23 protein-coding genes and 1 pseudogene are annotated in these 26,063 nt (G+C 54.8%); 9 read left to right on the top strand and 15 right to left on the bottom strand.

Annotation, left to right across the window (positions count from 1 at the left end):
• Positions 1–195: 195 nt before the first annotated feature.
• The 7 genes from phoB to phoR form a co-directional block, all read right to left on the bottom strand.
• The gene (gene phoB, locus ACZ5FM_RS17410; RefSeq protein WP_192486692.1) at positions 196–879 is read right to left on the bottom strand and encodes a phosphate regulon transcriptional regulator PhoB; all 684 of its coding nucleotides are present in this window, start codon (positions 877–879) and stop codon (positions 196–198) included.
• Positions 880–909: 30 nt separating this feature from the next.
• The gene (gene phoU, locus ACZ5FM_RS17405; protein ID WP_192486691.1) at positions 910–1,629 is read right to left on the bottom strand and encodes a phosphate signaling complex protein PhoU; all 720 of its coding nucleotides are present in this window, start codon (positions 1,627–1,629) and stop codon (positions 910–912) included.
• A gap of 102 nt (positions 1,630–1,731) precedes the next feature.
• Positions 1,732–2,547 carry a phosphate ABC transporter ATP-binding protein PstB gene (gene pstB / locus ACZ5FM_RS17400; protein ID WP_192486690.1) on the bottom strand — a complete coding sequence of 272 codons (816 nt, stop codon included), beginning with the start codon at positions 2,545–2,547 and terminating at the stop codon, positions 1,732–1,734.
• A 16-nt stretch (positions 2,548–2,563) separates the two neighbouring features.
• Complete coding sequence (gene pstA / locus ACZ5FM_RS17395) at positions 2,564–3,889, bottom strand: phosphate ABC transporter permease PstA (RefSeq protein ID WP_192486689.1); 1,326 nt, start codon at positions 3,887–3,889, stop codon at positions 2,564–2,566.
• The gene (gene pstC, locus ACZ5FM_RS17390; RefSeq protein ID WP_250983338.1) at positions 3,886–5,370 is read right to left on the bottom strand and encodes a phosphate ABC transporter permease subunit PstC; all 1,485 of its coding nucleotides are present in this window, start codon (positions 5,368–5,370) and stop codon (positions 3,886–3,888) included. Before pstC ends, pstA begins: the two co-directional genes overlap by 4 nt.
• A gap of 181 nt (positions 5,371–5,551) precedes the next feature.
• Entirely contained in the window at positions 5,552–6,586 is a 1,035-nt protein-coding gene (locus ACZ5FM_RS17385; RefSeq protein WP_250983337.1) for a substrate-binding domain-containing protein, read from the bottom strand.
• Between the two features lie 191 nt (positions 6,587–6,777).
• Positions 6,778–8,049, bottom strand: coding sequence for a phosphate regulon sensor histidine kinase PhoR (gene phoR, locus ACZ5FM_RS17380; RefSeq protein ID WP_405049439.1), 1,272 nt, complete (start codon positions 8,047–8,049; stop codon positions 6,778–6,780).
• Between the two features lie 276 nt (positions 8,050–8,325).
• Between phoR and ppk2 the strand changes: the two genes are divergently transcribed.
• A complete protein-coding gene (ppk2, locus tag ACZ5FM_RS17375) occupies positions 8,326–9,207 on the top strand; it encodes a polyphosphate kinase 2 (RefSeq protein WP_464039333.1) in 882 nt (293 codons plus the stop codon).
• 25 nt (positions 9,208–9,232) lie between these two features.
• Here the strand turns inward: ppk2 and ACZ5FM_RS17370 are convergent, their stop codons facing one another.
• Positions 9,233–10,660: a sensor histidine kinase gene (locus tag ACZ5FM_RS17370; RefSeq protein ID WP_464040497.1), complete on the bottom strand. Its 1,428-nt coding sequence runs from the start codon at positions 10,658–10,660 to the stop codon at positions 9,233–9,235.
• Positions 10,661–10,908: 248 nt separating this feature from the next.
• Positions 10,909–12,927, bottom strand: coding sequence for a methyl-accepting chemotaxis protein (locus tag ACZ5FM_RS17365; protein WP_464039332.1), 2,019 nt, complete (start codon positions 12,925–12,927; stop codon positions 10,909–10,911).
• Between the two features lie 373 nt (positions 12,928–13,300).
• Here ACZ5FM_RS17365 and rpmH point away from each other — a divergent pair, with 373 nt between their 5' ends.
• Genes rpmH through yihA form a run of 4 tightly spaced genes read left to right on the top strand, consistent with a single transcriptional unit; the run spans position 13,301 to position 16,307 of the window.
• Positions 13,301–13,438 carry a 50S ribosomal protein L34 gene (rpmH, locus tag ACZ5FM_RS17360; RefSeq protein WP_111839965.1) on the top strand — a complete coding sequence of 46 codons (138 nt, stop codon included), beginning with the start codon at positions 13,301–13,303 and terminating at the stop codon, positions 13,436–13,438.
• Between the two features lie 33 nt (positions 13,439–13,471).
• Positions 13,472–13,855 (top strand): ribonuclease P protein component, encoded by a 384-nt coding sequence (gene rnpA / locus ACZ5FM_RS17355; RefSeq protein WP_192486684.1) that lies wholly within the window; start codon positions 13,472–13,474, stop codon positions 13,853–13,855.
• The gene (yidC, locus tag ACZ5FM_RS17350) at positions 13,855–15,657 is read left to right on the top strand and encodes a membrane protein insertase YidC (RefSeq protein ID WP_192486683.1); all 1,803 of its coding nucleotides are present in this window, start codon (positions 13,855–13,857) and stop codon (positions 15,655–15,657) included. The genes rnpA and yidC overlap by 1 nt, the downstream gene beginning before the upstream one ends.
• The gene (yihA, locus tag ACZ5FM_RS17345) at positions 15,654–16,307 is read left to right on the top strand and encodes a ribosome biogenesis GTP-binding protein YihA/YsxC (protein WP_275640389.1); all 654 of its coding nucleotides are present in this window, start codon (positions 15,654–15,656) and stop codon (positions 16,305–16,307) included. The genes yidC and yihA overlap by 4 nt, the downstream gene beginning before the upstream one ends.
• Positions 16,308–16,324: 17 nt before the next feature.
• On the opposite strand, the gene ACZ5FM_RS17340 is transcribed toward yihA, so the two are convergent.
• Positions 16,325–16,696 carry a hypothetical protein gene (locus tag ACZ5FM_RS17340; RefSeq protein ID WP_464039331.1) on the bottom strand — a complete coding sequence of 124 codons (372 nt, stop codon included), beginning with the start codon at positions 16,694–16,696 and terminating at the stop codon, positions 16,325–16,327.
• A 231-nt stretch (positions 16,697–16,927) separates the two neighbouring features.
• On the opposite strand from ACZ5FM_RS17340, the gene argB reads away from it, so the two are divergent.
• Positions 16,928–17,812 (top strand): acetylglutamate kinase, encoded by an 885-nt coding sequence (gene argB / locus ACZ5FM_RS17335; protein WP_192486680.1) that lies wholly within the window; start codon positions 16,928–16,930, stop codon positions 17,810–17,812.
• Positions 17,813–17,881: 69 nt separating this feature from the next.
• On the opposite strand, the gene ACZ5FM_RS17330 is transcribed toward argB, so the two are convergent.
• Positions 17,882–18,784, bottom strand: a complete 903-nt coding sequence (locus ACZ5FM_RS17330; RefSeq protein ID WP_464040496.1) for an EamA family transporter — start codon at positions 18,782–18,784, stop codon at positions 17,882–17,884.
• 208 nt (positions 18,785–18,992) lie between these two features.
• On the opposite strand from ACZ5FM_RS17330, the gene ACZ5FM_RS17325 reads away from it, so the two are divergent.
• Together ACZ5FM_RS17325 and ACZ5FM_RS17320 are read left to right on the top strand one after the other, a co-directional pair.
• Positions 18,993–19,718, top strand: coding sequence for a pyrimidine 5'-nucleotidase (locus ACZ5FM_RS17325; RefSeq protein WP_192486679.1), 726 nt, complete (start codon positions 18,993–18,995; stop codon positions 19,716–19,718).
• Positions 19,719–19,841: 123 nt separating this feature from the next.
• Positions 19,842–20,437: pseudogene (locus tag ACZ5FM_RS17320) on the top strand (EF-hand domain-containing protein).
• Between the two features lie 97 nt (positions 20,438–20,534).
• Here the strand turns inward: ACZ5FM_RS17320 and ACZ5FM_RS17315 are convergent.
• Together ACZ5FM_RS17315 and ACZ5FM_RS17310 are read right to left on the bottom strand one after the other, a co-directional pair.
• Positions 20,535–20,792, bottom strand: coding sequence for a BQ00720 family protein (locus ACZ5FM_RS17315; protein WP_464039330.1), 258 nt, complete (start codon positions 20,790–20,792; stop codon positions 20,535–20,537).
• Between the two features lie 130 nt (positions 20,793–20,922).
• The gene (locus ACZ5FM_RS17310) at positions 20,923–21,348 is read right to left on the bottom strand and encodes an Hsp20 family protein (protein WP_259147898.1); all 426 of its coding nucleotides are present in this window, start codon (positions 21,346–21,348) and stop codon (positions 20,923–20,925) included.
• A gap of 191 nt (positions 21,349–21,539) precedes the next feature.
• On the opposite strand from ACZ5FM_RS17310, the gene ACZ5FM_RS17305 reads away from it, so the two are divergent.
• Positions 21,540–22,481 (top strand): nucleoside hydrolase, encoded by a 942-nt coding sequence (locus tag ACZ5FM_RS17305; RefSeq protein WP_250983329.1) that lies wholly within the window; start codon positions 21,540–21,542, stop codon positions 22,479–22,481.
• 99 nt (positions 22,482–22,580) lie between these two features.
• Here ACZ5FM_RS17305 and ACZ5FM_RS17300 read toward each other — a convergent pair whose 3' ends face one another.
• Positions 22,581–24,914 carry a methyl-accepting chemotaxis protein gene (locus ACZ5FM_RS17300; RefSeq protein ID WP_464040495.1) on the bottom strand — a complete coding sequence of 778 codons (2,334 nt, stop codon included), beginning with the start codon at positions 24,912–24,914 and terminating at the stop codon, positions 22,581–22,583.
• Positions 24,915–25,168: 254 nt separating this feature from the next.
• Entirely contained in the window at positions 25,169–26,038 is an 870-nt protein-coding gene (locus tag ACZ5FM_RS17295; RefSeq protein ID WP_275640383.1) for an LOG family protein, read from the bottom strand.
• Positions 26,039–26,063 lie beyond the last annotated feature (25 nt).

Here is a 26,063-nt window from a genome sequence, read left to right as displayed (position 1 = left end):
GTTCGTCGGATTGGGCGTGTCTGAAACCGCAAATTTTCAGGTCAATTTTGCACCAAACTGGATATGCCGCGTTCTCATATCGAGCAACGGTGGCATCGATGAGTTGTGAACTCATGGGTAGTGAAAGCTCTCCCAGAAACAAAAAGGGCGACTATGAGCCGCGCCTTTGATGTTTTTACATGATGAAAGACCGGATCAAGCTTCCATCGAATAACCCGCACCACGAACCGTGCGAATGACATCCTGCATATTGGAGAAGTTCAGCGCCTTGCGCAGACGTCCTACATGCACGTCAACGGTGCGTTCGTCGACGTAGATATCATGCCCCCAGACACCGTCGAGCAGCTGCGAACGTGAGAACACGCGCCCCGGTGAGGACATCAGGAACTCCAGCAGGCGGAACTCGGTTGGCCCAAGGCGCACTTCACGGCTTTTACGGTGAACGCGGTGCGTTTCACGATCAAGCTCGATATCACCGCATTTTAGCACCGAAGACAGCACCTCGGGCTTCGCACGGCGCAGCATAGCTTTCACACGTGCCATCAGCTCTGGCGTGGAGAACGGCTTGACGACATAGTCATCCGCTCCGGTGGCGAGACCGCGAACGCGTTCGCTTTCTTCACCACGCGCCGTCAGCATGATAATCGGCAGGCGTTCTGTTTCAGGCCGCATTCTGAGGCGCCGACACAGTTCGATGCCGGAAACACCCGGCAGCATCCAGTCCAGCAACAGAAGGTCAGGAACCCGTTCCTGCAAACGAATTTCTGCTTCGTCTCCACGGGTGATCGTGTCGACTTCGTAGCCTTCGGCTTCTAGATTGTAACGCAGCAGAACGCTCAGGGCTTCTTCATCTTCTACGACTGCGATCTTCGGCAACATGGCTGTACTCCGCTCAAGTCCGTCTATCTATTATTCGGTTACAGCACCGAGCGTGTTGGAGCTGTCGTCCTTCGGACGATCACCTTCAAGCTGGCTGCCTGTTGCCATGTAATAGATGGTTTCGGCGATATTGGTTGCGTGGTCACCGATACGTTCGATGTTCTTGGCGCAGAACAGCAAATGCGTGCAGGTGGTGATGTTGCGCGGATCTTCCATCATGTATGTCAGCAGTTCGCGGAACAGCGAGGTATACATAGCGTCGATTTCTTCATCACGCTCACGGATGGCATTGGCCTTCTCGGCAGAACGCGTTGCGTAAACATCAAGCACTTCCTTGAGCTGAACCAGTGCCAGCTCGGACAGGTGCTCCAGGCCGCGTGCCAGCTTGCGTGGTACGCCCGTGCCCTGAACAGCGATTACGCGCTTGGCAGTGTTCTTGCCAAGGTCGCCAACGCGCTCCAGGTCGCTTGCAATACGCAGGGAACCGATGATTTCGCGCAGGTCGGCCGCCATTGGCTGACGCTTGGCAATGGTCACAATTGCCTTGTCACCAATTTCGCGTTCCGCGTGGTCAAGTACGACGTCTTCTGAAATGACCTTCTGGGCCAAAGCCGCATCGGAGTTGACCAATGCGCGAACTGCATCCGCGCACATTTGTTCTGCAAGACCACCCATCTCAGAGATGCGGCGTGTCAGGAATTTCAGCTCATCGTCATAAGCAGACAAGATATGCGAATGTGTCGATGTCATTTCAAAGTCTCCGGCTTCTGCAAGGACGCGAGACGAAGCTAAATGGCTCCAAGTCGCTCCGGCACAATTCTTTCACGTTAACAGCGGGCGATTACTCCAGGATTAGCCGAAGCGTCCCATGATGTAATCCTGCGTGCGCTGGTCGTCTGGATTGGTGAACATCTTGTCAGTGTCGTTTTCTTCGACAAGATGGCCGAGGTGGAACATCGCCGTGCGTTGCGAAACGCGAGCTGCCTGCTGCATCGAGTGCGTCACGATGACAATGGTGTAGTTGGTGCGCAGTTCGTGGATCAGTTCTTCCACACGTGCCGTTGCAATCGGGTCGAGAGCCGAGCAAGGCTCATCCATCAGGATGACTTCCGGGCTGACGGCAACCGCACGGGCGATGCAGAGGCGTTGCTGCTGACCACCGGAAAGACCGGTACCCGATTCGTGCAGGCGATCCTTTACTTCGTTCCAGAGACCGGCCTTGTGAAGGCTGGATTCAACGATCTGGTCCATGTCCGCACGCGACTTTGCCAGGCCGTGAATACGTGGGCCGTAAGAGATGTTCTCATAGATCGTCTTGGGGAACGGGTTTGGCTTCTGGAACACCATGCCGACGCGGGCACGCAGTTCCACCACGTCGATGGCCGGATCGTAGATATCATCCGTATCGAGCGTGATCTTGCCGGTAACGCGGCAGCCATCGATGGTATCATTCATGCGGTTCAATGTGCGCAGGAATGTGGACTTACCACAACCCGATGGGCCGATCAGCGCAGTTACGGTGTTTTCGCGAACGTTGAGGTTCACGTCGAAAAGCGCGCGCTTCTCTCCGTAATAAACCGAAACGTCCTTGCCGATCATCTTAAGCGAAACATCATTCATTTTCTTGTCCAGCGCCTTTTCAACTGCTGCTTCCGACATCATGTTCATCTGCTTCAAGCTCCTTTTACCAGCGCCGTTCGAAACGTCGACGCAGAAGGATTGCGCCTACATTCATAACAATCAGGAACAGAAGCAATATGATGATTGCTCCCGATGTACGCTCTACGAAAGCGCGTTCTGCTTCATTTGCCCACATGTAGATCTGGACTGGCAAGGCAGTAGCAGGGTCCATTGGTGTGGTCGGGTAGTTGGCAACGAAGGCCACCATGCCGATGAGAAGCAGCGGTGCGGTTTCACCCAGAGCATGTGCAAGACCAATGATCGTGCCGGTCAGAATACCCGGCATGGCCAGAGGCAATACGTGATGGAAGATCGTCTGCATTTTCGATGCACCGAGGCCAAGGGCCGCAGCGCGGATAGATGGCGGAACTGCTTTGAGTGCCGCACGGGTAGCAATGATGATGGTTGGCAGGGTCATCAGGGTCAGAACCAGACCACCAACAATCGATGCCGAACGTGGGAAGCCCATGAAGTTGATGAACACCGACAGACCAAGCAGACCGTACACAATGGACGGAACGGCCGCGAGATTGTTGATGTTGACTTCGATGAGGTCGGTGAAGCGGTTCTTCGGAGCAAACTCTTCCAGATAGATGGAAGCGGCAACACCGATTGGCAGCGACAGCACCAGAACGATCAGCATCATGTAGAAGGAGCCGATCAGCGCAACGCCCACGCCAGAGGCTTCCGGGCGGCTGGATGCGCCATTGAAGAAGATGCCGGTGTTGAAGTGCTTGGCCAACTGGCCAGCCTCAGCAAGCTGGTTCATCCAGCCAACCTGATTGTCTTTTACCTTGCGGCTGGCTTCGGCCACAGACAGGTCGATCTGACCCTTGTAAGCAGAGTCGATGTCGCCCGCCGCCAGCAGCGACACGTTGCGGGTCGTACCGATAACCGACGGATCCTTGGTCACGATATCGCGAAGCTGAGTGCGCACGCTATCGGAGATCATGGCATTGACAGCGCGCAGGTCTGCACGGTTGTCAGGTGCAATACCCAGAACCTTGGCAACAGCGTCGCGTGCCAGGATCGGGTAGTTGGCGGTCATCAACTTTGCCGGATTCTGAGCGCGCTCATTGTTCGGGTCGATAACCTGCTCGGAGAACTCGACAGGCACCGTGATCATCGTCTGCTGGAAGGCGGTATAGCCCTTGCCAATCACCGACCACAGCAACAGCGCGAGAAAAATCAAGCCAAACGAGATCGCAGCGACACCATAGGCACGGAACCGGCGTTCAGCAGCGTAGCGACGCTTAATACCGATATCGCGACGGTTTGTGGACGCCTTGGCAGACGGAGTGGAGGCCGGCGAGGAAACTGCGTCGGTCATTCATACTGCTCCCGGTATTTGCGCACGATGTAAAGCGCGTAGATATTGAGGCAAAGCGTGATGGTGAAAAGCGTAATGCCGAGGGCAAAAGCAACCAGCGTCTGGGGCGAGGTAAATTCAAGGTCGCCCGTCAACTGGCTGACGATTTTCACGGTCACGGTCGTCATCGGTTCAAATGGGTTGAACTGGATGCGCGCGGCAACACCGGCGGCCAGAACAACGATCATGGTTTCACCGATAGCGCGCGATGCCGTCATGAGGATAGCACCAACAATACCCGGCAAGGCAGCTGGCAGAACAACGCGCTTGATGGTTTCCGAACGGGTTGCACCAAGGCCGAGCGAACCGTCACGCAGTGCCCGCGGCACGGCGGTGATGATATCGTCCGACAGCGACGACACATAAGGAATGAGCATGATGCCCATAACGAAACCAGCGGTCAGAACACTCTGTGCCTGGATGAAGGTGGTGTAGTTACCCGTTGCCAGACCGTTGATCTGGGTGGAGATGTCACGCAGGAACGGACCAACAGTCGTCAGGGCGAAAAAGCCGTAAACGATGGTTGGGATACCGGCGAGCACTTCGAGAAGTGGCTTGGCCATCGAGCGAACACGCGGCGAAGCGTATTCCGCCATGTAGATAGCCGAGAACAGGCCAACCGGTACGGCCACGAGCATGGCAACCAGACCGATGTACAGCGTACCCATCAACAGTGGGATGAGACCAAACTGACCGGAACTGTCCGTTGCACCAGCAGCCGCAAAACGTGGGTCCCACACGGTTCCAAAGAAGAACTCATGTGCCGGCACCATATTGAAGAACTGGATCGCTTCCGTCAGCATCGACAGGATAATGCCGACCGTGGTCAGGATCGCGATCGAGGAGGCAAGTATCAGACCGGTCAGAATGAATTTTTCCACTCTGTTACGGGCGCGGAAGCGCGGCGCAATCGAACGGAAAGACACGGCTGCACCGCCAAGGGCCAGACCAAGCACCACAACGATCATCGCAATGCGGCTCATCGAGGTCAGGTCGTTTAGTTCCTTGGCAGAAACGATCATGTAGGGCTGAGGGTCGCCGGCCAAGGCAATACCACGGGTAGACAGAAGCGGACGGATATCTGTCGTGCCAGCCTCAACCGCGGCGAGTTCTTCAGCCGAAAGGGCGTTCATGCCGCGCGCAATTGCGCCGACCATGCCGTAAGCCAGTCCCTGCTGGGCTTGCGACTGGGCGCGAACGTCTTCCGGGAAACCGCCACGCACGGTGGAGGTGATGACCATTGGGCTGACAATCAGCCAGATACCCAGAATGATGGCGGCTGGAATGACGGCCCACAAAAGAACATAAGAACCGTGATAACCCGAGCGGGAATGCATGACGGCGGAACGGCCGCCGGCAAGCGCCGCAGCACGGCGGCTACCAAGCAGGTAGCTGGCAATGCCGATCAATGCCAGTATGAGCAAAAGGATCGATGTGTTCATAAAATTTCCTCGGCATGCCGGGGCGGCAGGGTGCAGCAAAACAACGTAACGGTGGCAAATAACACGCCTCTGTGGGCAGCCTGACCGTTTTCACAATCCCAATACGCCAAGGGTGAAACCGGAACAAGCCAGACACCCAAGGGAATAAACGGCGCGGGGAAAACCCCGCGCCGTCAAGATATTAGAGAGTCTTACCGGATTCGAAGTTAGCGCGGATTTCGTCGCGCTCTGCGTCAGGCGCAGCAACCAGACCGTAAGCGGCCAGCGGAGAGTCTGGGCCGATCATTTCTTCAGACGTGAAGAACTCAACGTATTCCTTCAGGCCTGGGATAACGCCCAGGTGAGCCTTCTTCACGTAGAAGAACAGCGGACGGGATACTGGGTACTTGCCAGAAGCAATGGTTTCCGTGGAAGGAACAACGCCGCTGATGGTAGCAACCTTCAGACGGTCAGCATTGTTTTCGTAGAAAGCCAGGCCGAATACGCCCAGACCGGTCTTGTTGGCGTCGATACGAGCCAGGGTCTCTGTGTAGTCGCCGTCAATATCAACCGAAGCGCCGTCCTTACGAACAGCTACGCACTTAGCAGCAGCCTGCTTGGCATCAGCAACCAGACCCTTGATGGCGTCAGTTGCACCAGCTTCCTTGCAGCCTTCAGCCATAATCTTCTCTTCGAAGACTTCGCGTGTGCCGTGCTTGGAACCAGGGATGTAAGCAGCGATTGCTACATCAGGCAGTTCCTTGTTGATTTCGGACCACTTCTTGTAAGGGTTGGCAACGAGCTTGCCGTCCTGAACGATTTCAGCTGCGAGAGCGAGGTAGATGTCCTTCGGCTCAAACTTGACGTCTGGGTTGGACGAGTCCATCGCGAAAACGATGCCGTCATAACCGATCTTGACTTCCTGAACTTCAGTGACGCCAGCAGCCTTGCAAGCTTCGAGCTCTTCGCCCTTGATTGCGCGCGACGCATTGGCAACGTCGATGGTGCCTTCACCAACGCCGGAGCAGAATGCCTTGAGACCGCCACCGGTGCCGCCGGATTCAACAACTGGCGCCTTGAAGGCCGGGAAGGTTTCGGAGAACGTCTCGGAAACGATCTTCGCGTATGGAAGAACGGTCGAAGAACCTGCGATCTGTACCTGGTCGCGAGCAGCGGCGGCGCCTGCAAATGCAACGGAAGCCACCAAAGCTGCTGCGGTCAATTTAACGATGTTCATTTGTCTCTCCCATTATGGGTTTGTAAGGACGCAGCCTATGCGGCACTCGCACTTTCCTGCGTTCGGCGCGTCCTTATTAGCCGCGCTTGGCTTATGCTTTTATGTCATTTCAATGAAACATTTGTGACACACCAAGCCATTGATATAAAATGTTATTTTATATCAGTTGAAAAACTTGATGACTGAGTATGTCAGAATCTGACGGTAAACTCGGTTCCTTCGCCCAATTCGGATTTCACGATCAACCGTGCCCGATGGCGCGTCAGGATATGCTTGACGATCGCAAGACCGAGACCTGTGCCCTTTTTGGAGCGACTATCAGTGACGCTCACGCGATAAAACCGCTCCGTCAAACGCGGCAAATGTTCCTTGGGAATGCCCGGCCCCTTATCAATAACGCTGACTTCTACCGGCTTTCCGGGCGGTGTCTTCAGCCAGATATCAACGACCTTGCCTTCCTGGCCGTATTTACAGGCGTTCTCGACCAGGTTCTGGAATACCTGCACCAATTCGTCGCGCTCGCCCTGCACTTCGACGGCCCCTTCGGGCACATGCAGATTGATCGAGACATCAAGTTCATTGGCCAACGGCACCAGAGCATCCCGCACATGTCCGAGAAGCGGCACAAGATCGACCTTCTGATCCGGAGCAATATGAGCGCGTAGCTCCAGCCGCGACAATGACATGAGATCATCGACCAGCCGGCTCATGCGGGTTGCCTGATCGAGCATGATGCCCAGAAAGCGCGTCTGCGCCGCAGGATCATTCTTGGCTGGTCCCAACATGGTTTCAATAAATCCACGCAAAGAGGCGAGCGGTGTACGCAGTTCATGGCTAGCATTGGCAACGAAGTCGCTGCGCATGCGGTCGATACGACGAAGTTCGGAAATGTCGCGGAATGAAAGGATGTAATAACGTTTGTCTTGCGATTTCGGTAGGTCGGCCGGTGCAATACGGACAATAAAGACCTGTTGGGACGGCAGTCTTTCGGAATGCTCGATCTGGTTCGGCTCTCCAGTCATGATGGTTTCGCGGATCATGTCCAGTATACTGGGCGAACGCAGGCGGGCCGAAATATGCGTGCCGGTGGTAAGCTGACCGAAGATTTTTTCAGCAGCCTCGTTTTCAAACAGAATGGCCGCCGACTTGTCCAGAATGAATATTGGGCTGTCCAGCACGGCGAGACCGGCCTTGAAGCTAGCGAAGCTTTCCGGCACCGCATCATCGGCTTCGACGACAACAGGTGGCAGCATGCGGGGGATTTCTGGACGGGCTGATTTATCGCGCAGCAACAATGCGACCAGCGCCAATATCCAAGCGCCGCCCACCAGCCAGGGCGAACCTTTTTCCAGAACAGCCAGAAGCGCCAGCAAGGTCAAAGACAAGATAACGAGCCAGTTCCGTCCCATCTTAGCGATGACACTGTTGCCAGCATTGTTGTTGTCATCCGTCGCCATTGCCATGTCCGCTTCCAAACGTCGCCAGTTATAATGCATTGCACATCATGTCCGCAGAATCGCGAAACGTTTGGCGCATCGATCCGTCATATCGTGACTTCATGACAGATATTCATCAAGCCGGCGGTTATTAAACAGCTCATTATCCCCGAGAATAAAAAAGGGCCATTTTCCTTAGCCGGCGACAAAAATCTGTTCTTGAAATTGCTTGAATTTCAACATGCAATATGTGCTGATTGGTGGATAATTACACGTCCTGTGCGCGTGGAAAAGGGAGATACCATGGCTGATACCAGCAAGAACCGGGCAGTTGAGCTTGATATCAATGGCAAGACACGGACATTCGATATTGATGACCCAACGTTGCCCTCCTGGGTCGAAGACTCCAAGCTTTCCGCCGGAGGTTATCCCTACGACAAGAAAATGAAGCGTGAAGATTATGACAATGCGCTGGAAGCGTTGCAGATTGAACTGGTAAAAGTGCAGTTCTGGCTGCAGTCAACAGGCAAGAAGGTTATGGCGGTCTTCGAAGGCCGGGACGCTGCCGGTAAGGGCGGTACGATTTTCGCCACCAAAGCCTACCTCAATCCTCGCTCCGCACGGGTTGTTGCGCTGACCAAGCCGACGGAAACCGAACGCGGTCAATGGTATTTCCAGCGCTATATCTCCCACTTCCCGACAGCAGGCGAGCTCGTGCTGTTTGACCGCTCATGGTACAACCGTGCCGGCGTTGAACCGATCATGGGTTTTTGTACGCCGGAAGAGCACAAGCGCTTCCTGAAGGAAACGCCACGGCTGGAAAAAATGATCGTCCATGACGATGTGCATTTCTTCAAGTTCTGGCTGGATATTGGTCGTGAAACGCAGATCGAGCGTTTCCATGATCGCCGTCACAGCCCGCTGAAATGCTGGAAACTGTCGGATATGGACATCGCCGCGCTAACAAAGTGGGACGATTACACCGCAATGCGCGACCAGATGCTGGATAAGACCCATACGGATGACGCTCCATGGACAGTTGTCCGTGCCAACGACAAAAGGCGCGCACGCATCAATGTCATCCAGCACATTCTTAAATCGATCGATTACGAGGGTAAGGATAAAAAAGCCATCGGCGATATCGATGACAAAATCCTTGGTTTCGGTCCTGACTTTTTGAAGTAAAAAACCGCTGACGTCTTTATAAAGATCAGGCCGTTTTCATTCCGGTTTCGGTTGTAACGGCCCGATCCGATATTTCGATGCGAAAACGGGTTCCCGGCTCCGGCTTTTCCACCAGCGCAATCGTACCACCATGGGCAAGTACAAGTTCACGGGCAATGACGAGGCCAAGGCCCGTGCCGCCGGAGCGGGCAGAGCCACGAAACGCGGAAAACAGGTTTTCACGTGCCTTGAGTGGCATGCCCGGGCCATTATCATCAATGGTGATGCTCACAGAATTGCCGTTGCGCTGGCCGGAGACAATCAGCGTGCGCGGCGGCATGCTTTCGTCCCACTCCATATTCAACAATGCTTCCACCGCGTTGCGACAGATATTGTGAATAATGCGGAACAGTTGCTCTGCATCGGCATCGACAACCAGTTCCGACTGCAGCTGCGACACAAATTCAATGCCACTTTGAGGGCCAATGGCCAGAATATCGCGCACTTCTTGCAGCGTTGTGCTCAATCTCAATGGACGACGTCTTGGCGCGGCTTCGGTGGCCTGACCGTAGGTCAGCACTTCATTTGTGTAACCAACGGCCCGGTCGATGGTTCTCAGAAGCTTGGGCGCAAAACTGCGGACCATTGGATCGTTTACGTCCACCAGTCTGTCCGACATCAGTTGCGCCGATGACAGAATATTGCGCATGTCATGATTGATCTTGGATACGGCAAGACCGAGGTCAGCGAGGTTTTTCTGCTGCTTCAACGTCCGGTGAAGCTGTGTCTGCATATCTGCGAGATGCCGTCCGGCCACCGAGAGCTCATCAGGACCATTATCGGGCGTGAAAATTCGTGACGGATTATCCGGCTGCTCTGAAAAGTCCTGAATGCCACGGGTGATACGGCGGATTGGCCGGATCATGATGCGGTTGATCGAAACGAAAATCAGAAATGAGGTAATCATCGAAAGGACGATCGACAGCAGGAAGACATTGCCAGCATAGGCGAGCATTGCCTTGCGCAGATGTTTGTCCGGCATGACAAGTTCAATGATGGTGTCGGTCTCACCGACCACGCCGAACACCCGCATCATGCGATCACCACCAAAAAGCAGAGTGGAGAAGGCATCCCTGACGGCGCCGAGTTGCGACATGTGGGAGAGATCAAACTGCTGATCGACACTTGGTGGCATTTCGGTCGCCGCCAGAAGACGCGAGGTTCCGTCTTTACGAAGGGCAATCAGCTTTGCGCCTATTGCCGACAATGTGTCATCCTGCACGGAGCGAGGAAGTTCCGCTTGTAAACCATCGATGACGGCACCGGCCGCAGCAGCTGTGTTGAGGCGGTCATTGAGCCAGGACAGGCGCATGTTGGCGACAGATGGTGGAAAAATCAGCACTTCCGCCACCATGATAAAAATCACGGTCAAGAGCAGCAGACGTCCGGACAGACCTTTGGTCAGCCCCGGCATGTCATTGGGAGCTTTCTCCAATACTGGACCTGCCTTGTCTGCTCCTTCTGAAAACAACGGCTCATTCCTGTCTGCGATGCCCCATTTGAGGTGTCGGGCATCCGTTGGGCATTATCTGACAGACATAATAAGGGGTCATCCGTGTTTTTCCAATGCCTGCCAACACGTTCCTCGCATAACACAGAAACGCCACCTGAAAAGGTGGCGTTTGTTATTTCACGGAGGATGTCCGCTGATCACTCACGATATCAGAAGTCTTCCCATTCGCGGGTATTCTGGGCAACAGCGGCCGATCCGTTAAACGCACGGGCGACATCACCCATCATACGACGGGCTGGAGAGGCAACCGCCGTCATGCCATTCTGGCCGGAACGGGCAAGTGTCGGACGGGACTGTGCAACCGGGTTACCCTCGCCAACTCTGAACTGGCTGACCAAACGCATCAGATTGCCAGCTTCTTCTGTCAGCTTATGGGTTGAAGCAGAGGTTTCCTCGACCATGGCCGCATTACGTTGTGTGACTTGGTCCATCTGGTTGATGGCAGTGTTAACTTCCTGCAGGCCGGTCGACTGTTCCTTGGCAGCTGTTGCAATCGAGTGAATGTGCTCATTGATGCTGAGAACACGGCTTTCGATTTCATCCAGCGCTTCACCGGTTTTCTGAACCAGTGTTACGCCCTGCGACACTTCAGAACCGGACTTGGTAATCAGCGCCTTGATATCCTTGGCAGCGTTTGCAGAGCGCTGCGCCAGTTCACGCACTTCCTGCGCAACCACCGCAAAGCCCTTGCCGGCTTCGCCAGCACGGGCGGCTTCAACACCGGCATTCAGCGCCAAGAGATTGGTCTGGAAAGCGATCTCATCAATGACGTTGATGATCTGGCTGATTTCACGCGATGCCTGTTCGATACGCCCCATTGCCGAAACGGCTTCACGAACCACCTTGCCAGACTTCTCTGTTGTTTCCTTAGCCTCGGAAACCATGGTGCTGGCTTCCTGGGCTCGCGAGGTCGAGTTACGTACGACGGCGGTAATCTCGTCCAGAGCGGCAGAGGTTTCTTCCAGTGCCGCAGCCTGCTGTTCGGTACGCTTGGAAAGATCGTCGGCAGCCGAGCGGAGTTCGAGACCGCTGTCATTAATACTATGCGTGCCCAAACGAACGTCGCTCATAGTGACGCGCAGCTTGGCGAGGGTATTGTTGACGTTGCCCTGAAGTTCACTGAACACACCGTGGAATTCACCACGCATGCTCTGCGTCAGATCACCATCAGCAAGGCTTGCAATAACGCGGCCGGTTTCGGATACGCCATTATCAACGCTGACCAGCAGCGTGTTAATGTTTTGCGCGAAGCGATTGAGGTTGTCGTCACCGTAATCCTTGTTGATACGGCGGCTGAAGTCACCTTCTGCGGCAGCGCCGACAACTTCGGCCATACCGGCCTGAAGATCATCGCTCTTTGCTCGCATGGCAGCTTCCTGCGCATTCATCTGGCGCACTTGAAGACCATTGCGCTTGAAGACTTCAACGGCGGCGGCCATTTCACCAATCTCATCCTTGCGGTCAAGATAAGGGACATCCGCCTCCAGATCACCTTCAGCGACAGCATTCATCACACCGGAGACTTTAAGGATAGGGCCGCTCAGTTGCTTGGAGCCAATGTAAAGGCCAAAAGCCGAACCAACGATAACGCCGGCAGCCGTCACCAGAGACACGATCCAGAACATCGCCTGACCGAAATTCTCGATACCGGCTTTTAGCCCGTTCAACTCGTCGACGTCAGCCTTGACGATTGCGTCGATATCAACCTGATAAGCTTTACGGTTTTCTCGGTTGGCGTCATTATTACCCTGTTCATTGGCCGCTTGCGGGCTGACATCGCGACCAAGACGGACTGTTTCGGTACGGAACTTCCTGAATTCGGCAAAACGGCTTTCAAGGTTGGAGAAGGCGGCGGACTGTGCAGCAGGAACCATTGGCTTCCAGGCGGCAATCAGGCTTTCCATGGAATCGAGGTTCTTCAATAGGCCATCGCCAAACTTCGATGCGGTTGCTGTGTCCTTTGCCGCATAGATACCGCGTGCTTCCATAACAACGGCGGTTACCAGACGATTGAGCGATTCCCCCTTATGTGCACGATCGGCAGCCGCATCAAAAGCAACAACCCGGCTGTGGTACTCATTGACGGCATAGATAGACAAGCCCCCGATTGTACACGCGACAAGGCTTAAAAGCCCCACGAGAAGATTAATCTTGCCCCGTATTTTCACTGCAATCCCTCCAAAGTGCTGCTCCCTCACGCAATAGTGAAAAAAGGAAGCCGCCATGACCTTTCGTCACAACAACATTTATCTACGCACCATTAAGAAAGAATTTCCGATTTTAATTACTTGCCGTTGCTGGAACAAAATTTATACATTCTGAAGTGATGCAATTGTTCCTAATACGCGGCAAAGTCGTTCCGGCTGTTTATCTTGCAGACAAAACAGGCTGCGGTTCAGCAATTGACTTTAGAGGTCTTAAGCCCTTATAAGCCCGCACGTCTGGCTATTATGCGCTTAATGCGCGTGCCGGGCATCAATCGAAACGCTCCTGCCCATAAGGGCTAAGCCAAGAAGGGCCGCACACCGCGGTATTAAATAAATGTCGAAGCGTACATTCCAACCATCCAAGCTTGTTCGCAAGCGCCGTCATGGTTTCCGTGCCCGTATGGCTACCGCTGGTGGTCGTAAGGTTCTGGCTGCTCGCCGCACACGCGGCCGCGCCCGTCTGTCGGCTTAATTGCCGATTGCCCGATTGAAAAGTCGCGGGCAGATGACTGAGACGAAGAAATCCCCCGGGCGGTTGAAAAACCGGCCGGATTTTCTTGCCGTGCAAAAGGGAGAGAGACGCAAGGGGGCAAATTTCCTTCTTGAAGTTCTTGACCGCAAAGAACCTGAGAGCGACGCTCGTGTCGGTTTTACGGTCACCAAAAAGCAAGGCAATGCGGTCGAGCGCAATCGAATGCGCCGTCGCCTCAAGGAAGCCGTCAGGCTGTCAGCCGGGTTTGCAATGAAACCCGGACATGACTATGTGATTGTCGCACGGCGTGACGTGTTGAAAACACCTTTCGCCCAACTGTCCTCCCAGCTTGCCGATCGTATCGAAGGCCGTGGGAAACCGAAACGGTCCCAGGAGACCCGCTCCAGGAAAGAATGATGGAAAAGAACCGCAATTACTTCATCGCGATAGCCCTTTCGGTTGTCATCGTCCTTGCCTGGCAATTCTTTTACATGAACCCGCGCATAGAACAGCAACGTCTGGCTGAAGAAGCGCGCAAGGCGCAGGTTGAACAGACGCAGGCAGCCAATGGCGCCGCGTCGACCACGTCGGGTGCAACGGTAGACGGCACGCTTCCAGGTGCTGCAGGCCAACCAGCGGCAACCGCGACCCGCGAAGAATCCCTAGCCAAGTCACAGCGTATCACAATCGATACCAGCGCAGTTGCCGGTTCGATCAATCTGACAGGCGCACGCCTCGATGACATCCGTCTCAAGGACTACCATGAGACCGTTGATGACTCGAGCCCGATCATCACGCTGTTTTCTCCATCGGACAGCAAGGACGGTTACTTTACTGAGCTTGGTTACATTGCCGGCGAAGGCGCAGGCTCAGTACCGGGCCCGTCGACTGTCTGGACTGTCGCTTCTGGCGACAAGCTGACCGAAACGACACCGGTTACGCTTTCCTTCACCAACGAAAAGGGCGTGGTTTTCACCCGTACCATTTCGATTGATGAACACTACATGATTACCGTTGCCGACAAGGTCGAGAACCCAGGACAGGAAGCAGTGTCCTTCTCCACTTACGGCCGCGTGACACGTAACAACAAGCCGACCACCCCGTCTGTTTTCGTTATTCATGAAGGCTTCATCGGTGTGACTGGTCCTGATGCAAGCCTGACGGAAGAAACTTACAAGAAGGCTGAAGAAGGCGCGCTTACCCTGCCTAAGGGCACTGGCGGCTGGATCGGTATCACCGACAAGTACTGGGCAGCAGCGATTGTTCCGCCGCAGACCGTACCTTTCGAAGGCCGTTATTCGCACTTCACCGATGGTCAGCCCCGTTACCAGGCCGATTATCGTACCGACGCCATTACGGTCGCCCCTGGCCAGTCCACGGAACTGAAGAGCCTGGTATTTGCCGGCGCCAAGGAAGTTCCGCTGGTCGACCGCTATGAAACATCGCTGTCCATCCCGCGCTTCGATCTGATGATCGACTGGGGCTGGTTCTACTTCATCACCAAGCCAATGTTCAAAATGATGGACTTCTTCTTCCGTTATTTTGGCAACTTCGGTGTTGCGATCCTGATGACGACCATCGTCGTGAAGGCGCTGTTCTTCCCGCTTGCAAGCAAGCAGTACGCTTCCATGGCCAACATGAAGCGCATGCAGCCGAAAATGGAAGAGCTGAAGGCCAAGCATGGCGATGACCGCATGGCATTGCAGCAGGCGATGATGGCGCTTTACAAGGAAGAGAAGATCAACCCGGTGGCCGGTTGCTGGCCGATGCTGCTGCAGATCCCCGTATTCTTCGCGCTCTACAAGGTTATCTACGTTACCATCGAAATGCGCCATGCACCGTTCTTTGGCTGGATCCACGACCTTTCCGCGCCAGATCCGACCTCGCTGTTCAACCTGTTCGGTCTGCTGCCTTATGACGTACCGCACTTCCTGATGATTGGTGTATGGCCGCTCATCATGGGTATCACGATGTTCCTGCAGATGCGCATGAACCCGACCCCGCCAGATCCAACACAGGCCATGATCTTCACCTGGATGCCGCTGATCTTCACGTTCATGCTCGCGTCCTTCCCGGCCGGTCTGGTTATTTACTGGGCATGGAACAACACCCTGTCGATCAGCCAGCAGGCGCTTATCATGAAGCGTCATGGCGCAAAGATTGAGCTGTTCGACAATCTGAAGGGCTTGTTCAAACGCAAAACGGCCGAACCGAAATGACGACGGATTCGCCTCAGGAAAAACCGCTGTTCGGACGGCCCTGGATCTTCATTCGCGGTGTACCCGCCATGAAGTTCCTGCCGCCTGAGGGACCGCCGGAAATCGCATTTGCCGGGCGCTCCAACGTGGGCAAGTCCTCGCTTATCAATGCGCTGGTCGGCCATAAGGGACTGGCCCGCACATCGAACACGCCGGGCCGTACGCAGGAACTCAACTACTTCGTGCCCGACGGTTATTCCGGCCAGGAAAACGACCTTCCGCCGATGGCGCTGGTCGATATGCCCGGTTACGGATACGCACAGGCTCCGAAAGAGCAGGTCGATGCATGGACCAAGCTAGTCTTTGACTACCTACGTGGCCGTGCGACGTTGAAGCGCGTTTATGTGCTGATCGATTCCCGCCACGGCGTGAAGAAAAACGACGACGAAGTGTTTACGCTTCTGGACAAGGCGGCCATTTCCTATCAGCTGGTTCTCACGAAGACCGACAAGATCAAGGAAGCTGGTGTTCCGCGTCTGATTGGCGAAACGCTTGAGAAAATCCGCAAGCACCCGGCCGCTTATCCGGAAGTACTTGCCACATCGTCGGAAAAATCTTCCGGCCTTGATGAATTGCGGGCTGAAATAGTGCGGACTGTCGGCTACGTCTGAGATACAGCTCCTGTCATTCAGTGCATGAATGACAGGAGTACCGCAAAAAATATCGCCCCGAAGGCGATGGCGCGCCAGAAGCGCACAGAATTCCAAAGATATTCCAGAGTCAGTCTTTTTGTCGCGTGTTGCCGCGCCTGCATCATCGCAATGGCTGCAGTCTGTGTCTGTAATTTCCCGGCATAGGCTGTGTGAGTGGCCTGTTCTTCAAACGCGACCTGCTGCAAATTGGCCTGCCAGCGGCTGACCATTAGCGCAAATGACCGGTCTTGCCGGATACGCCGCGTCAATTGCTCGTGAACCTCAGGCGGTAATGCACCCAGCACATATTCACCGGCCAGGATCTCGTCTTTCATACCGCTTTGTTTGTTGCTGTCCGGCATGGTCATCTGCCGTCCACTCCCTGTCATCACTTTTGTTGTTTTGACACATGCGCCTCCCGCACAATGTGCCCTATCCGACCAAGCTCTGCCTATTCCCCGCGCCTGTCAATCGCCGGAAAATCACACCCTCGAGGAATTTATGGTTTTACCATTTGTCGGGCACATTAAGCGATTGAGATTATTCCCTCCGTCAAAAACTTGCGCTAAAAGGCCGCAACCAACGACGAGGGTTTTTACATGGCAAGTTCTGAAAGCGAAATGCAAGCACGGCTTCTGGCGCAAGCCCTGCCCTTCATGCAGAAATACGAAAATAAAACCATCGTCGTGAAATATGGCGGCCATGCCATGGGCGATCCTGCACTGGGCAAGGCCTTCGCCGAAGACATCGCACTTCTCAAGCAGTCCGGTATCAACCCTATCGTCGTGCATGGCGGCGGTCCGCAGATCGGCGCGATGCTGGCCAAGATGGGCATTGAATCGAAGTTTGAAAATGGTCTGCGCGTTACCGACGCCAAGACCGTCGAAATCGTTGAAATGGTTCTGGCCGGTTCGATCAACAAGGAAATCGTTGCCCTGATCAACCAGACCGGCGAATGGGCTATCGGTCTGTGCGGCAAGGACGGCAACATGGTGTTTGCTGAAAAGGCCAAAAAGACGGTTATCGACCCGGACAGCAACATAGAGCGCGTTCTCGATCTCGGCTTTGTCGGCGAAGTTGTTGAAGTAGACCGCACGCTTCTGGACCTGCTTGCCAAGTCCGAGATGATCCCGGTTATCGCACCTGTTGCACCGGGCCGCGATGGCGCGACCTACAACATCAACGCCGATACCTTTGCCGGTGCTATCGCTGGTGCGCTGCACGCCACACGCCTGCTTTTCCTCACCGACGTTGAAGGCGTTCTGGACAAGAACAAGGAACTCATCAAGGAACTGACTGTGTCGCAGGCCCGCGCGCTGATCAAGGACGGTACGATTTCCGGTGGTATGATCCCCAAGGTCGAGACCTGCATTGATGCGATCAAGGCCGGTGTTCAGGGCGTTGTCATTCTCAATGGCAAGACCGCCCACTCGGTTCTGCTGGAAATCTTCACCGAAGGTGCCGGCACGCTGATCGTTCCCTGATCATCGGATTTAATCGCCGTTTTACATGCCCGGCCGGAAAGTTTTTTGCACTTTCCGGCCGGGCTTTTTTTACCAGAACAATAGACCCAAGATACCGCTGACAATCAGCAGGCATCCTGCAAATTCCATGGCATTTATCCGTTCGCGAAACAGGAACCATGACGCCATGAAGGTGAAAACCAATTCGATCTGGCCAAGCGCCCTTACATAGGCCACCTGCTGCAAGGTCATGGCCGTAAACCAGCACGCCGAGCCCACGACGCCAGCTATGCCGACCAGCGCGGATGAACGCCATGTGAGAAGGACCTGCACGATTTCCCGTTTATCTTTCCATGCCATCCAGACCAGCATGAAGGCCGTCTGAAAAGTGGTGACGCAGGCGAGCGTGACAGCGGCCGACATGATCGGCCCCGCCCCTTCCAGGGACAGCGACGCGCTGCGATAGGCAACCGCTGAAATACCAAAAACACCGCCAGACGCGATGCCGATCAGGGCTGTCCGGCTGGTCAGGGCCGTCAGTGTGTTACGCCAGGAAAGCGGCATGCGCGCCATGGAAATTGTCATTACGCCGATAACACCGACAAAGATTGCCGCGATGGTACCCGTCGTCAGCTTTTCACCCAACAGTATAAAACCGAACAGGGCTGCCTGCACCGGCTCGGTCTTCGAGTAGGCGGTACCGACCGCGAAATTCCTCAGCGAGAACAGATGCACCAGCAGCATCGTGGCGAAGATTTGCGCCAGTCCACCGATCACTGCCCAAGCAAAAAAGGCCGCATGAAAGCTGGGGAATGTCTGCGCGGCTGCGAAATACAGAAATAGCACATAGGCTATGGCAATCGGAAAGCCGTAGCCGAACCGCACAAAGCTCGCACCGCGTGTTCCGAGCGAGCCCTGCAAATGCTTCTGCAATGCCGAGCGCAGGTTCTGCATGAAGGCAGCAGCGATAGTGATGGGTATCCAGAGTTCCATGATGTTTGACGACAGCATCGGCTCGAAAATCGGGCAGGATTTCCGGAAAGCTCGGTGCGAAGCTTCCATAGGTTAGAGCATCCTTTGAGCGTCCTGAAGGACGTATGGTGCTTTATCATGCGGCACTTGCAGGCCCCAAGCCCGGAAAGCGGTGCAAGCCGTCACCTTTTCGATTTTCTTTGCCGTTGCGAGGGTGCATAAGAAAGCTATGACAGCAAAGCCACACAATCTCCCTCAGAACTCTGATTTCGACCACGTACGCGACTGGGTGTTTGACCTCGATAACACTCTGTACCCGCACCACATCAATCTGTTCGAGCAGATTGATCGCAACATGACCGCCTACGTGTCAGAGCTGTTGCAATTGGAGGCCGACGAGGCCAGGGCTTTGCAAAAACGGTATTATCACGAGCACGGCACCACCCTGCAGGGGTTGATGATCCATTATGGCATTGATCCCAATGACTTCCTCGAGAAGGCACATGCCATCGACTATTCGCCGCTTCTGCCACATCCGGAGCTGGGTGAGGCAATCAAGGCGCTTCCGGGCCGCAAGTTCATTCTGACCAATGGCAGCGTAAAACACGCCCAAGCCGCCGCAGGGGCACTGGGTATTCTCGATCAGTTCGAAGATATTTTCGATATTGTTGCCGCAGGCTACCTACCAAAACCTGCCAGCGCGACCTATGAAAAGTTTGCAGCCCTGACCAAGCTCGAAACAAATAAGGCCGCGATGTTTGAGGACTTGCCACGCAATCTGTCAGCGCCAAAGGCGCTCGGCATGAAGACCGTGTTGCTGGTGCCGCGCAATCTGGAAGGCATCGTCATGGAGCGGTGGGAAATTCCTGGCGAAACCGATGCCCACATCGATTACATCACCGATGATCTTACATCGTTCCTGACCCATCTGACAGGAATGAAAAATCCGGTTTAAAAAAGGCAGATAAGCCTGCTTTAACATTACAAAATCGTCACCCACATTACGGATGTTTAAGTGGTGTGGAGCGTCATGCGCCATTACTTTTTCCTCAGGGACACCAAAGGAAAGGTACTAGCGATGACTACAAAAAAGATCACCCTCACCGCTCTTGGTGCAGCACTTGTTCTTGGCAGCACAACAGTGGCCAGTTTTGCCGCACCAAGGGATCGGCACCCGCCGATGCCGCGTGAGGCGCTGTTCATTCATTTGCTCAAAGTAGCCGACACCGACAAGGATGGTAAAATTTCCAAGGCGGAATTCGACGCGAGACAGGAAGCCCTGTTTATCGAAGTCGACAAGGACAAGGATGGCTCGATCACGCCAAAGGAAATGCGCGAATACCGCAAGGCGAAGTTCGAGGAATTCCGTGCCAATAACCCGCGCCCGGAACGCGCAAATGCCGATGCTCCCAAAGATAAAAAGCATGAAGAGCACGCCAAGAATGATGACCGCCGTCACGGCGAAGTCGTCATGGCGCTAAAGGCTGGGGTGAAGGTCGTCACGGCGGCAAGGGTGCCGGTTTCATGCTGATCCGTATGGCGGACAAGGACGAGAACGGTCAGCTCAGCAAGGCCGAGGTTACTGAAGCCAGTGCAAAACTGTTTGAACGGCTGGATCGCAACAAGGATGGTGTCATCAGCATTGACGACATGCCAGATCGTCCATTCCCCTGAACGGACATGATCTCAAAAAATAATGCCCGCCCGGTTTCTTGCCTGGCGGGCCTTACGGTCCACTCAGCTGCACACGCAGCTCCGTGTGACAAATCGATCAGTGAAGACTTACGGTCTTGAGGTGGTCTTCGGCAGCCTTGAAGAAGGTGCTGGAACGATTGTCAGTCAGCAGGATCGGTGTACCATCGGCACCGAACAATGCCCAAAGGTCAAGCTGCGGGTCGACATCAGGCGCTTCAGGAAAACAACGGCTGATTTCTTCAGCGCGCATGCGTCTGATGTAACCAACCTCACCTGCCCCGATATGAGCAAGCTGTGTCTGCGTAAGGCGCGAATGCGCATCCTTCAAAAGCATTTTATGCCTCCACATTTGCGAACGCTGTCACCAGCGCCCTTCGGAACCTTACGTTCTCATGAACGTCCCTACGGTTCCGCCAAGACCTGTCGCACTCAGTGCCCTTATTCAGCAGACGGTGCGTTGCGTCCTACTGTGAAACGGAAATGTTAATTTTCTTCACCATATGGGAAATTTCCGGACGGACGAGATCAATGGAAAGCAGGCCATTGCGCAGACGCGCTTCACCCACTTTCATGCCCTCAGCCAGAACAAAAACGCGCTGGAATTGCCGGGCGGCAATACCGCGATAGAGAAAGTCGCGTTTTTCCTGTTCTTGCTGGCGCCCACGGATTATGAGTTGATTTTCGACTGTTGTGACATCAAGCTCTTCTTCGGAAAAGCCGGCAACAGCGATAGTTATGCGCAAGACATCATGTTTTCCGTCTTCGCCATGCAATCTCTCTATATTGTAGGGGGGATAGCCGTCATTGCCCTTGATCATGCGTTCAAGGGTCTTTTCGATAGCATCGAAACCCAGCACCACCGGGCTACCAAAAGGCGTCATACGGCTCATCTTCTGTCCTTGTTTTACCCAAGCGACGTTTTGCGAACCCGTCAATCGGCACTCGCAGACCTCCATATGGGAAGAGAAATCCTGCCCTGCAAGGCCGTGTGGTGGACACATCCGCGGCTTCTGTCCAGCCAACTTGACAATCCACTTCGGAACGGTCGAAAAGAACCACCTCACTCAATTGCAGGCGCACCATGACCGAACGCAGAAAAATCATTATCGACACAGATCCCGGCCAAGACGATGCAGCTGCCATCATGCTGGCACTGGCGAGCCCGGAGCTTGAAGTTCTGGGCCTGACAGCCGTTGCCGGCAACGTGCCATTGCGTCTGACCAGCCGTAATGTCCGCATTATCTGCGAATTGTGCAATCGCACCGACGTTCCGGTTTACGAAGGCGCAGAGCGCCCGCTGGTGCGTGAACCGATTACCGCCGAACACGTCCACGGCAGTACGGGCCTCGATGGCGCTGACTTCGATGAACCGACCATGGCGGTGCAGGACCAGCATGCCGTTGATTTCATCATCGAGACGCTGCTGCGCGAACCGGCTGGCACAGTCACATTGTGCACACTGGGCGCCCTGACCAACATTGCCACGGCCCTCAACAAGGCACCTGAGATCGCTCCGCGCGTCAAGGAACTGGTGATGATGGGCGGCGGCTATTTTGAAGGCGGCAACATCACGCCAGCTGCAGAATTCAACATCTATGTCGACCCACAGGCGGCCGACATCGTGTTCCGTTCCGGTATTCCGATCGTCATGATGCCACTTGATGTGACACACAAGTTGCTGACAACAAAGGAACGCGTCGCGAAAATTCGTGACATCGGCACACGCCCGGCGCTGGCCATGGTTGGCATGCTGGAATTTTTCGAACGTTTCGATGTCGAGAAATATGGCTCGGACGGCGGCCCACTGCACGATCCTTCGGTTATTGCCTACCTGATCAAGCCGGAACTGTTCACCGGTCGTGATTGCAATGTCGAGATCGAAGTCAGCTCGGAACTGACCATTGGCGCAACAGTCGTTGATTGGTGGCACGTGACTGATCGCAAGCGCAATGCCCGTGTGATGGGTGGCGTTGATGCAGACGGTTTCTTTGCGCTTCTGACCGAGCGTTTCGCCCGCCTCTAATGCGGTGCTGAAATCACCAATACACCCATGAAAAAGCCACCGGATTGCGCCGGTGGCTTTTTTGTTTGGCAAACCTTGGCTTGTCTGGTCAGGCTTGGCTCAGAACTCAGTCCAATCTGCTTCCGCCAGCGCATTGGCACCCGACACGCGCGGCGCGGGACGCGCTGGCGCTCTTTTCACCTGATGTGACGGTGCAGGCGCGGCAGCAGAGCGCATGGTGCTGGCGACAGAGTGCAATGGATGGCCGGCGTTACCGGACACCGCAAACTTCGCCACCAGCGTTTTCAGCGTGTCGGCTTCGCCATTCAACGTCACGCTGGCAGCAGTCGTTTCTTCGACCATCGCAGCGTTCTGCTGGGTCACCTGATCCATCTGGTTGACCGCAGAGTTGATCTCCTTCAGACCGACGGCCTGTTCGCTGGCAGAAGCCGAGATCTGTCGGATCAATCCGTTAATCTCCATAACCTGCACGGCAATACGGTCCATTGTTTCGCCAGCACGACCGACGAGATCAACACCCTCATGCACCTGCGTGGACGAGGTGTTGATGAGTGCCTTGATTTCCTTGGCCGCGGTTGCGGAACGCTGCGCCAATTCACGCACTTCCTGCGCAACAACCGCAAAACCCTTGCCGGCCTCACCGGCACGCGCCGCTTCAACACCGGCATTCAGTGCCAGCAGATTGGTCTGGAACGCAATCTCATCGATAACGCCGATAATCCGGGAAATTTCCTGCGAGGACTGGGCAATGCCGTTCATGGAATTGACGGCCTGCTTGACGACGTCACCGGACTTTCCAGCATCATCACAGGCGTGATTGACGGTCTCAGCCGCACGTTGGGCATTTTCGGCACTGGAGTTGACCTGAGCAGTCAGCTCGTTCAGTGCTGCGGCCGTTTCTTCAAGGCTTGCCGCCTGCTGTTCCGTACGGTGTGACAGGTCGCTGGCAGCACGGGTGATTTCACCGGTACCATTGCCGATGCTGAACACGGTTGCGTTGACAGTCATCATCGTGTCTTCAAGGCTGGTCAGAGCGGAATTGAAATCGGTCTTGAGCTTTGCGTATTCGCCCGGGAAGTCATCCGTAATGCGGAAGGCGAGATTGCCCATTGAAAGTTCATTAAGACCGCTGCCAAGTGCTGAAACGATATGCATCTGGATGCGGCCGTTTTCATTGCGCTCGGCTTCAGACCGGTTGCGCTCAACCTCGGCGGCGCTGCGCTGATGATCGGCGTCCTGCTGAATGCGCAAGGAATCTGCCAGTTTGACACGGAAACCTTCCAGCGCTTTAGCCACCTCACCGGTCTCATCCAGTCTCTGCTGTCCGGACACCGTGTGGTCGTACTGGCCATTCTCCAGCGTCTTCACATCCCTTACCAGGGCTGCAAGCGGATTGCGCACGAAGAAGCGCACGGCGAAATAAAGCGTCGTGATAACCGCCGCCAGAATAACCAGCGCGCCGATCACCATCAGGAAGGTCTGCTCATTGACCGGCGCATTGAGTGCGCTATGCGGAATATCGACAAGCACGACCCAGGTCGCATTGAGGCCCGGAACGGCAAATGGATAGACCAGCCGGTTGAACGGCGTGTCGGTATCCATGCCGAGATTTTCGATCAGCCCGCCAGTGCTATTGGAAATCGCAGCCTTCACAGTATCTGCGCCATCATCGGCATAGGCCTTCATATTGAGATCAGCGGACGGAGGCACCAACCATTGTCCGCCCTGCGATACCAGAGTCACTCGACCAGTTCCGAATGGATGGATGGCCTGCAGCTTGGTCGAGAGCGATGCCAGCGAGATATCGACGCCCGCCACACCAATCATCTTGCCGCCGGACAAAACCGGATAGGCAAGTGAGGTCATGGTTGTCGGAACCTGGGTTCCTTCTGCCAGATATGGCTGGGTAATGGCACCTTTGCCGGTTTTTGCCGCCAACGAATACCATTCGGCGGCGTAGTCATTGTTGAAGGTTGAGAACTGAATCTCGTTGGTCTGGGTTTTCGACCAGTAAGGTGCAAATGCGCCATTGGCGTTCATGCCAAGTTCGGTCTTGCCCGCCAGTTCCGTCGTCTGGCCATCGAACAGGCCGATCTGTTCGCAGAACCAGCTGCCGAACGCAAATGCGTTCTGTTCCACATTGGCTTTGAGGATGTTGACGATACCGGGGCGGTCCATCGACTTGCCCTCATGGGCACGTCCGATAACGCCAGCCATGGACCGCGCCGCACTTGCCATTTCTCCGACATCTGCGGAGATGGTGTTGGCGATCGCGCGCGCTTCCGTGTTGGCCTGCTCCATCGTCAGCGCGTGCACACGTTCGCTGGTCTGAAGGATAAGAAATGAATTGGATGCAACGAGAACCGTCGCAATGGCACCGCCTGTAGCAAGAATCAGCTTGGTCGAAAGCGACCTGATCTTGATATTGAACATCATTGCCTCAAATAAAACGCGCGAGTTTTGGCAAACCGGCACAATGGGTAACGAATGGGGGGGATGTCTCCATCATGGAGGGTCTGTTCAGTGCAGACGGGTCGCATTAATCTCGACAATTGCAATTTATTCGATGTTTCCTAAAATTATTATAAATAGAGTCCGAAGCTCAAAAAAAATAAACGGTCCACATCCCTAGATGGAGACCGTTTATCCTTGGGTTGTACTTTCACTCATCAAGTAATTGGCAAAAGTTAAACTGTATCTGGCTCATAAAACGACGCCACGATATCCCATGCCTGTTCTGCCGTTTCGGCAAAATGCAGCAATTCCATATCTTCCGGAGCAATGGTGCCGAAATCGGCCAGCCCCTGGAAGTTGATGATAGAGTGCCAGAACTTCTCGCCAAACAGCACAACCGGAATACGGGCCATGCGCTTGGTCTGGATCAAAGTCACGCATTCAAACAGTTCATCCAGCGTGCCGAAACCGCCGGGGAAAATAACCACGGCCTTGGCGCGCATCAGGAAGTGCATCTTGCGGATGGCGAAATAGTGGAAATTGAAGCTCAAATCCGGTGTGACATATTCATTGGGTGCCTGCTCATGCGGCAACAGAATATTCAGACCGATCGACGGTGCGCCAACTTCCGAAGCGCCACGATTGCCGGCTTCCATGACGCCCGGACCGCCGCCTGTCACCACGACATATTCACGGTGATCGTATTTTGCGGCCTCTTCGGCGCACAGGCGAGCAAATTTACGGGCTTCATCGTAATAGACTGAGGCCGCTTCAAGATTGGTCTTCTGGATATCATTCTTGGCAGCCCAGGCGGGCATGCCAGGTGCCGGAATTCGGGCACCGCCAAACATCACAACGGTGGATTTGATGCCGCGCTCGGTCAGCACCATTTCTGTCTTGAGAAGCTCAAGCTGTAGGCGGACCGGACGCAATTCTTCACTGCACAGGAAATCCGTGTCGACAAAGGCAAGGCGGTAGGACGGTGACGCCGATTGTGCGGTTTTCGGAATGACTTCCGCCTGATCGCGATCCGTCGAACTGCTTTTCAAAGGATCCCAAACACCGTCCTTCCGATGCAGCTTGCCGTTCTTTATTTTTGCCATTGCATTGCCTTTCCTTCACTCACGC

This window comes from Agrobacterium sp. 5Ca50 (assembly GCF_055381905.1).
The sequence above is the reverse complement of the archived record's forward strand: the minus strand, read 5'-3'. Positions and strand labels throughout refer to the sequence as shown.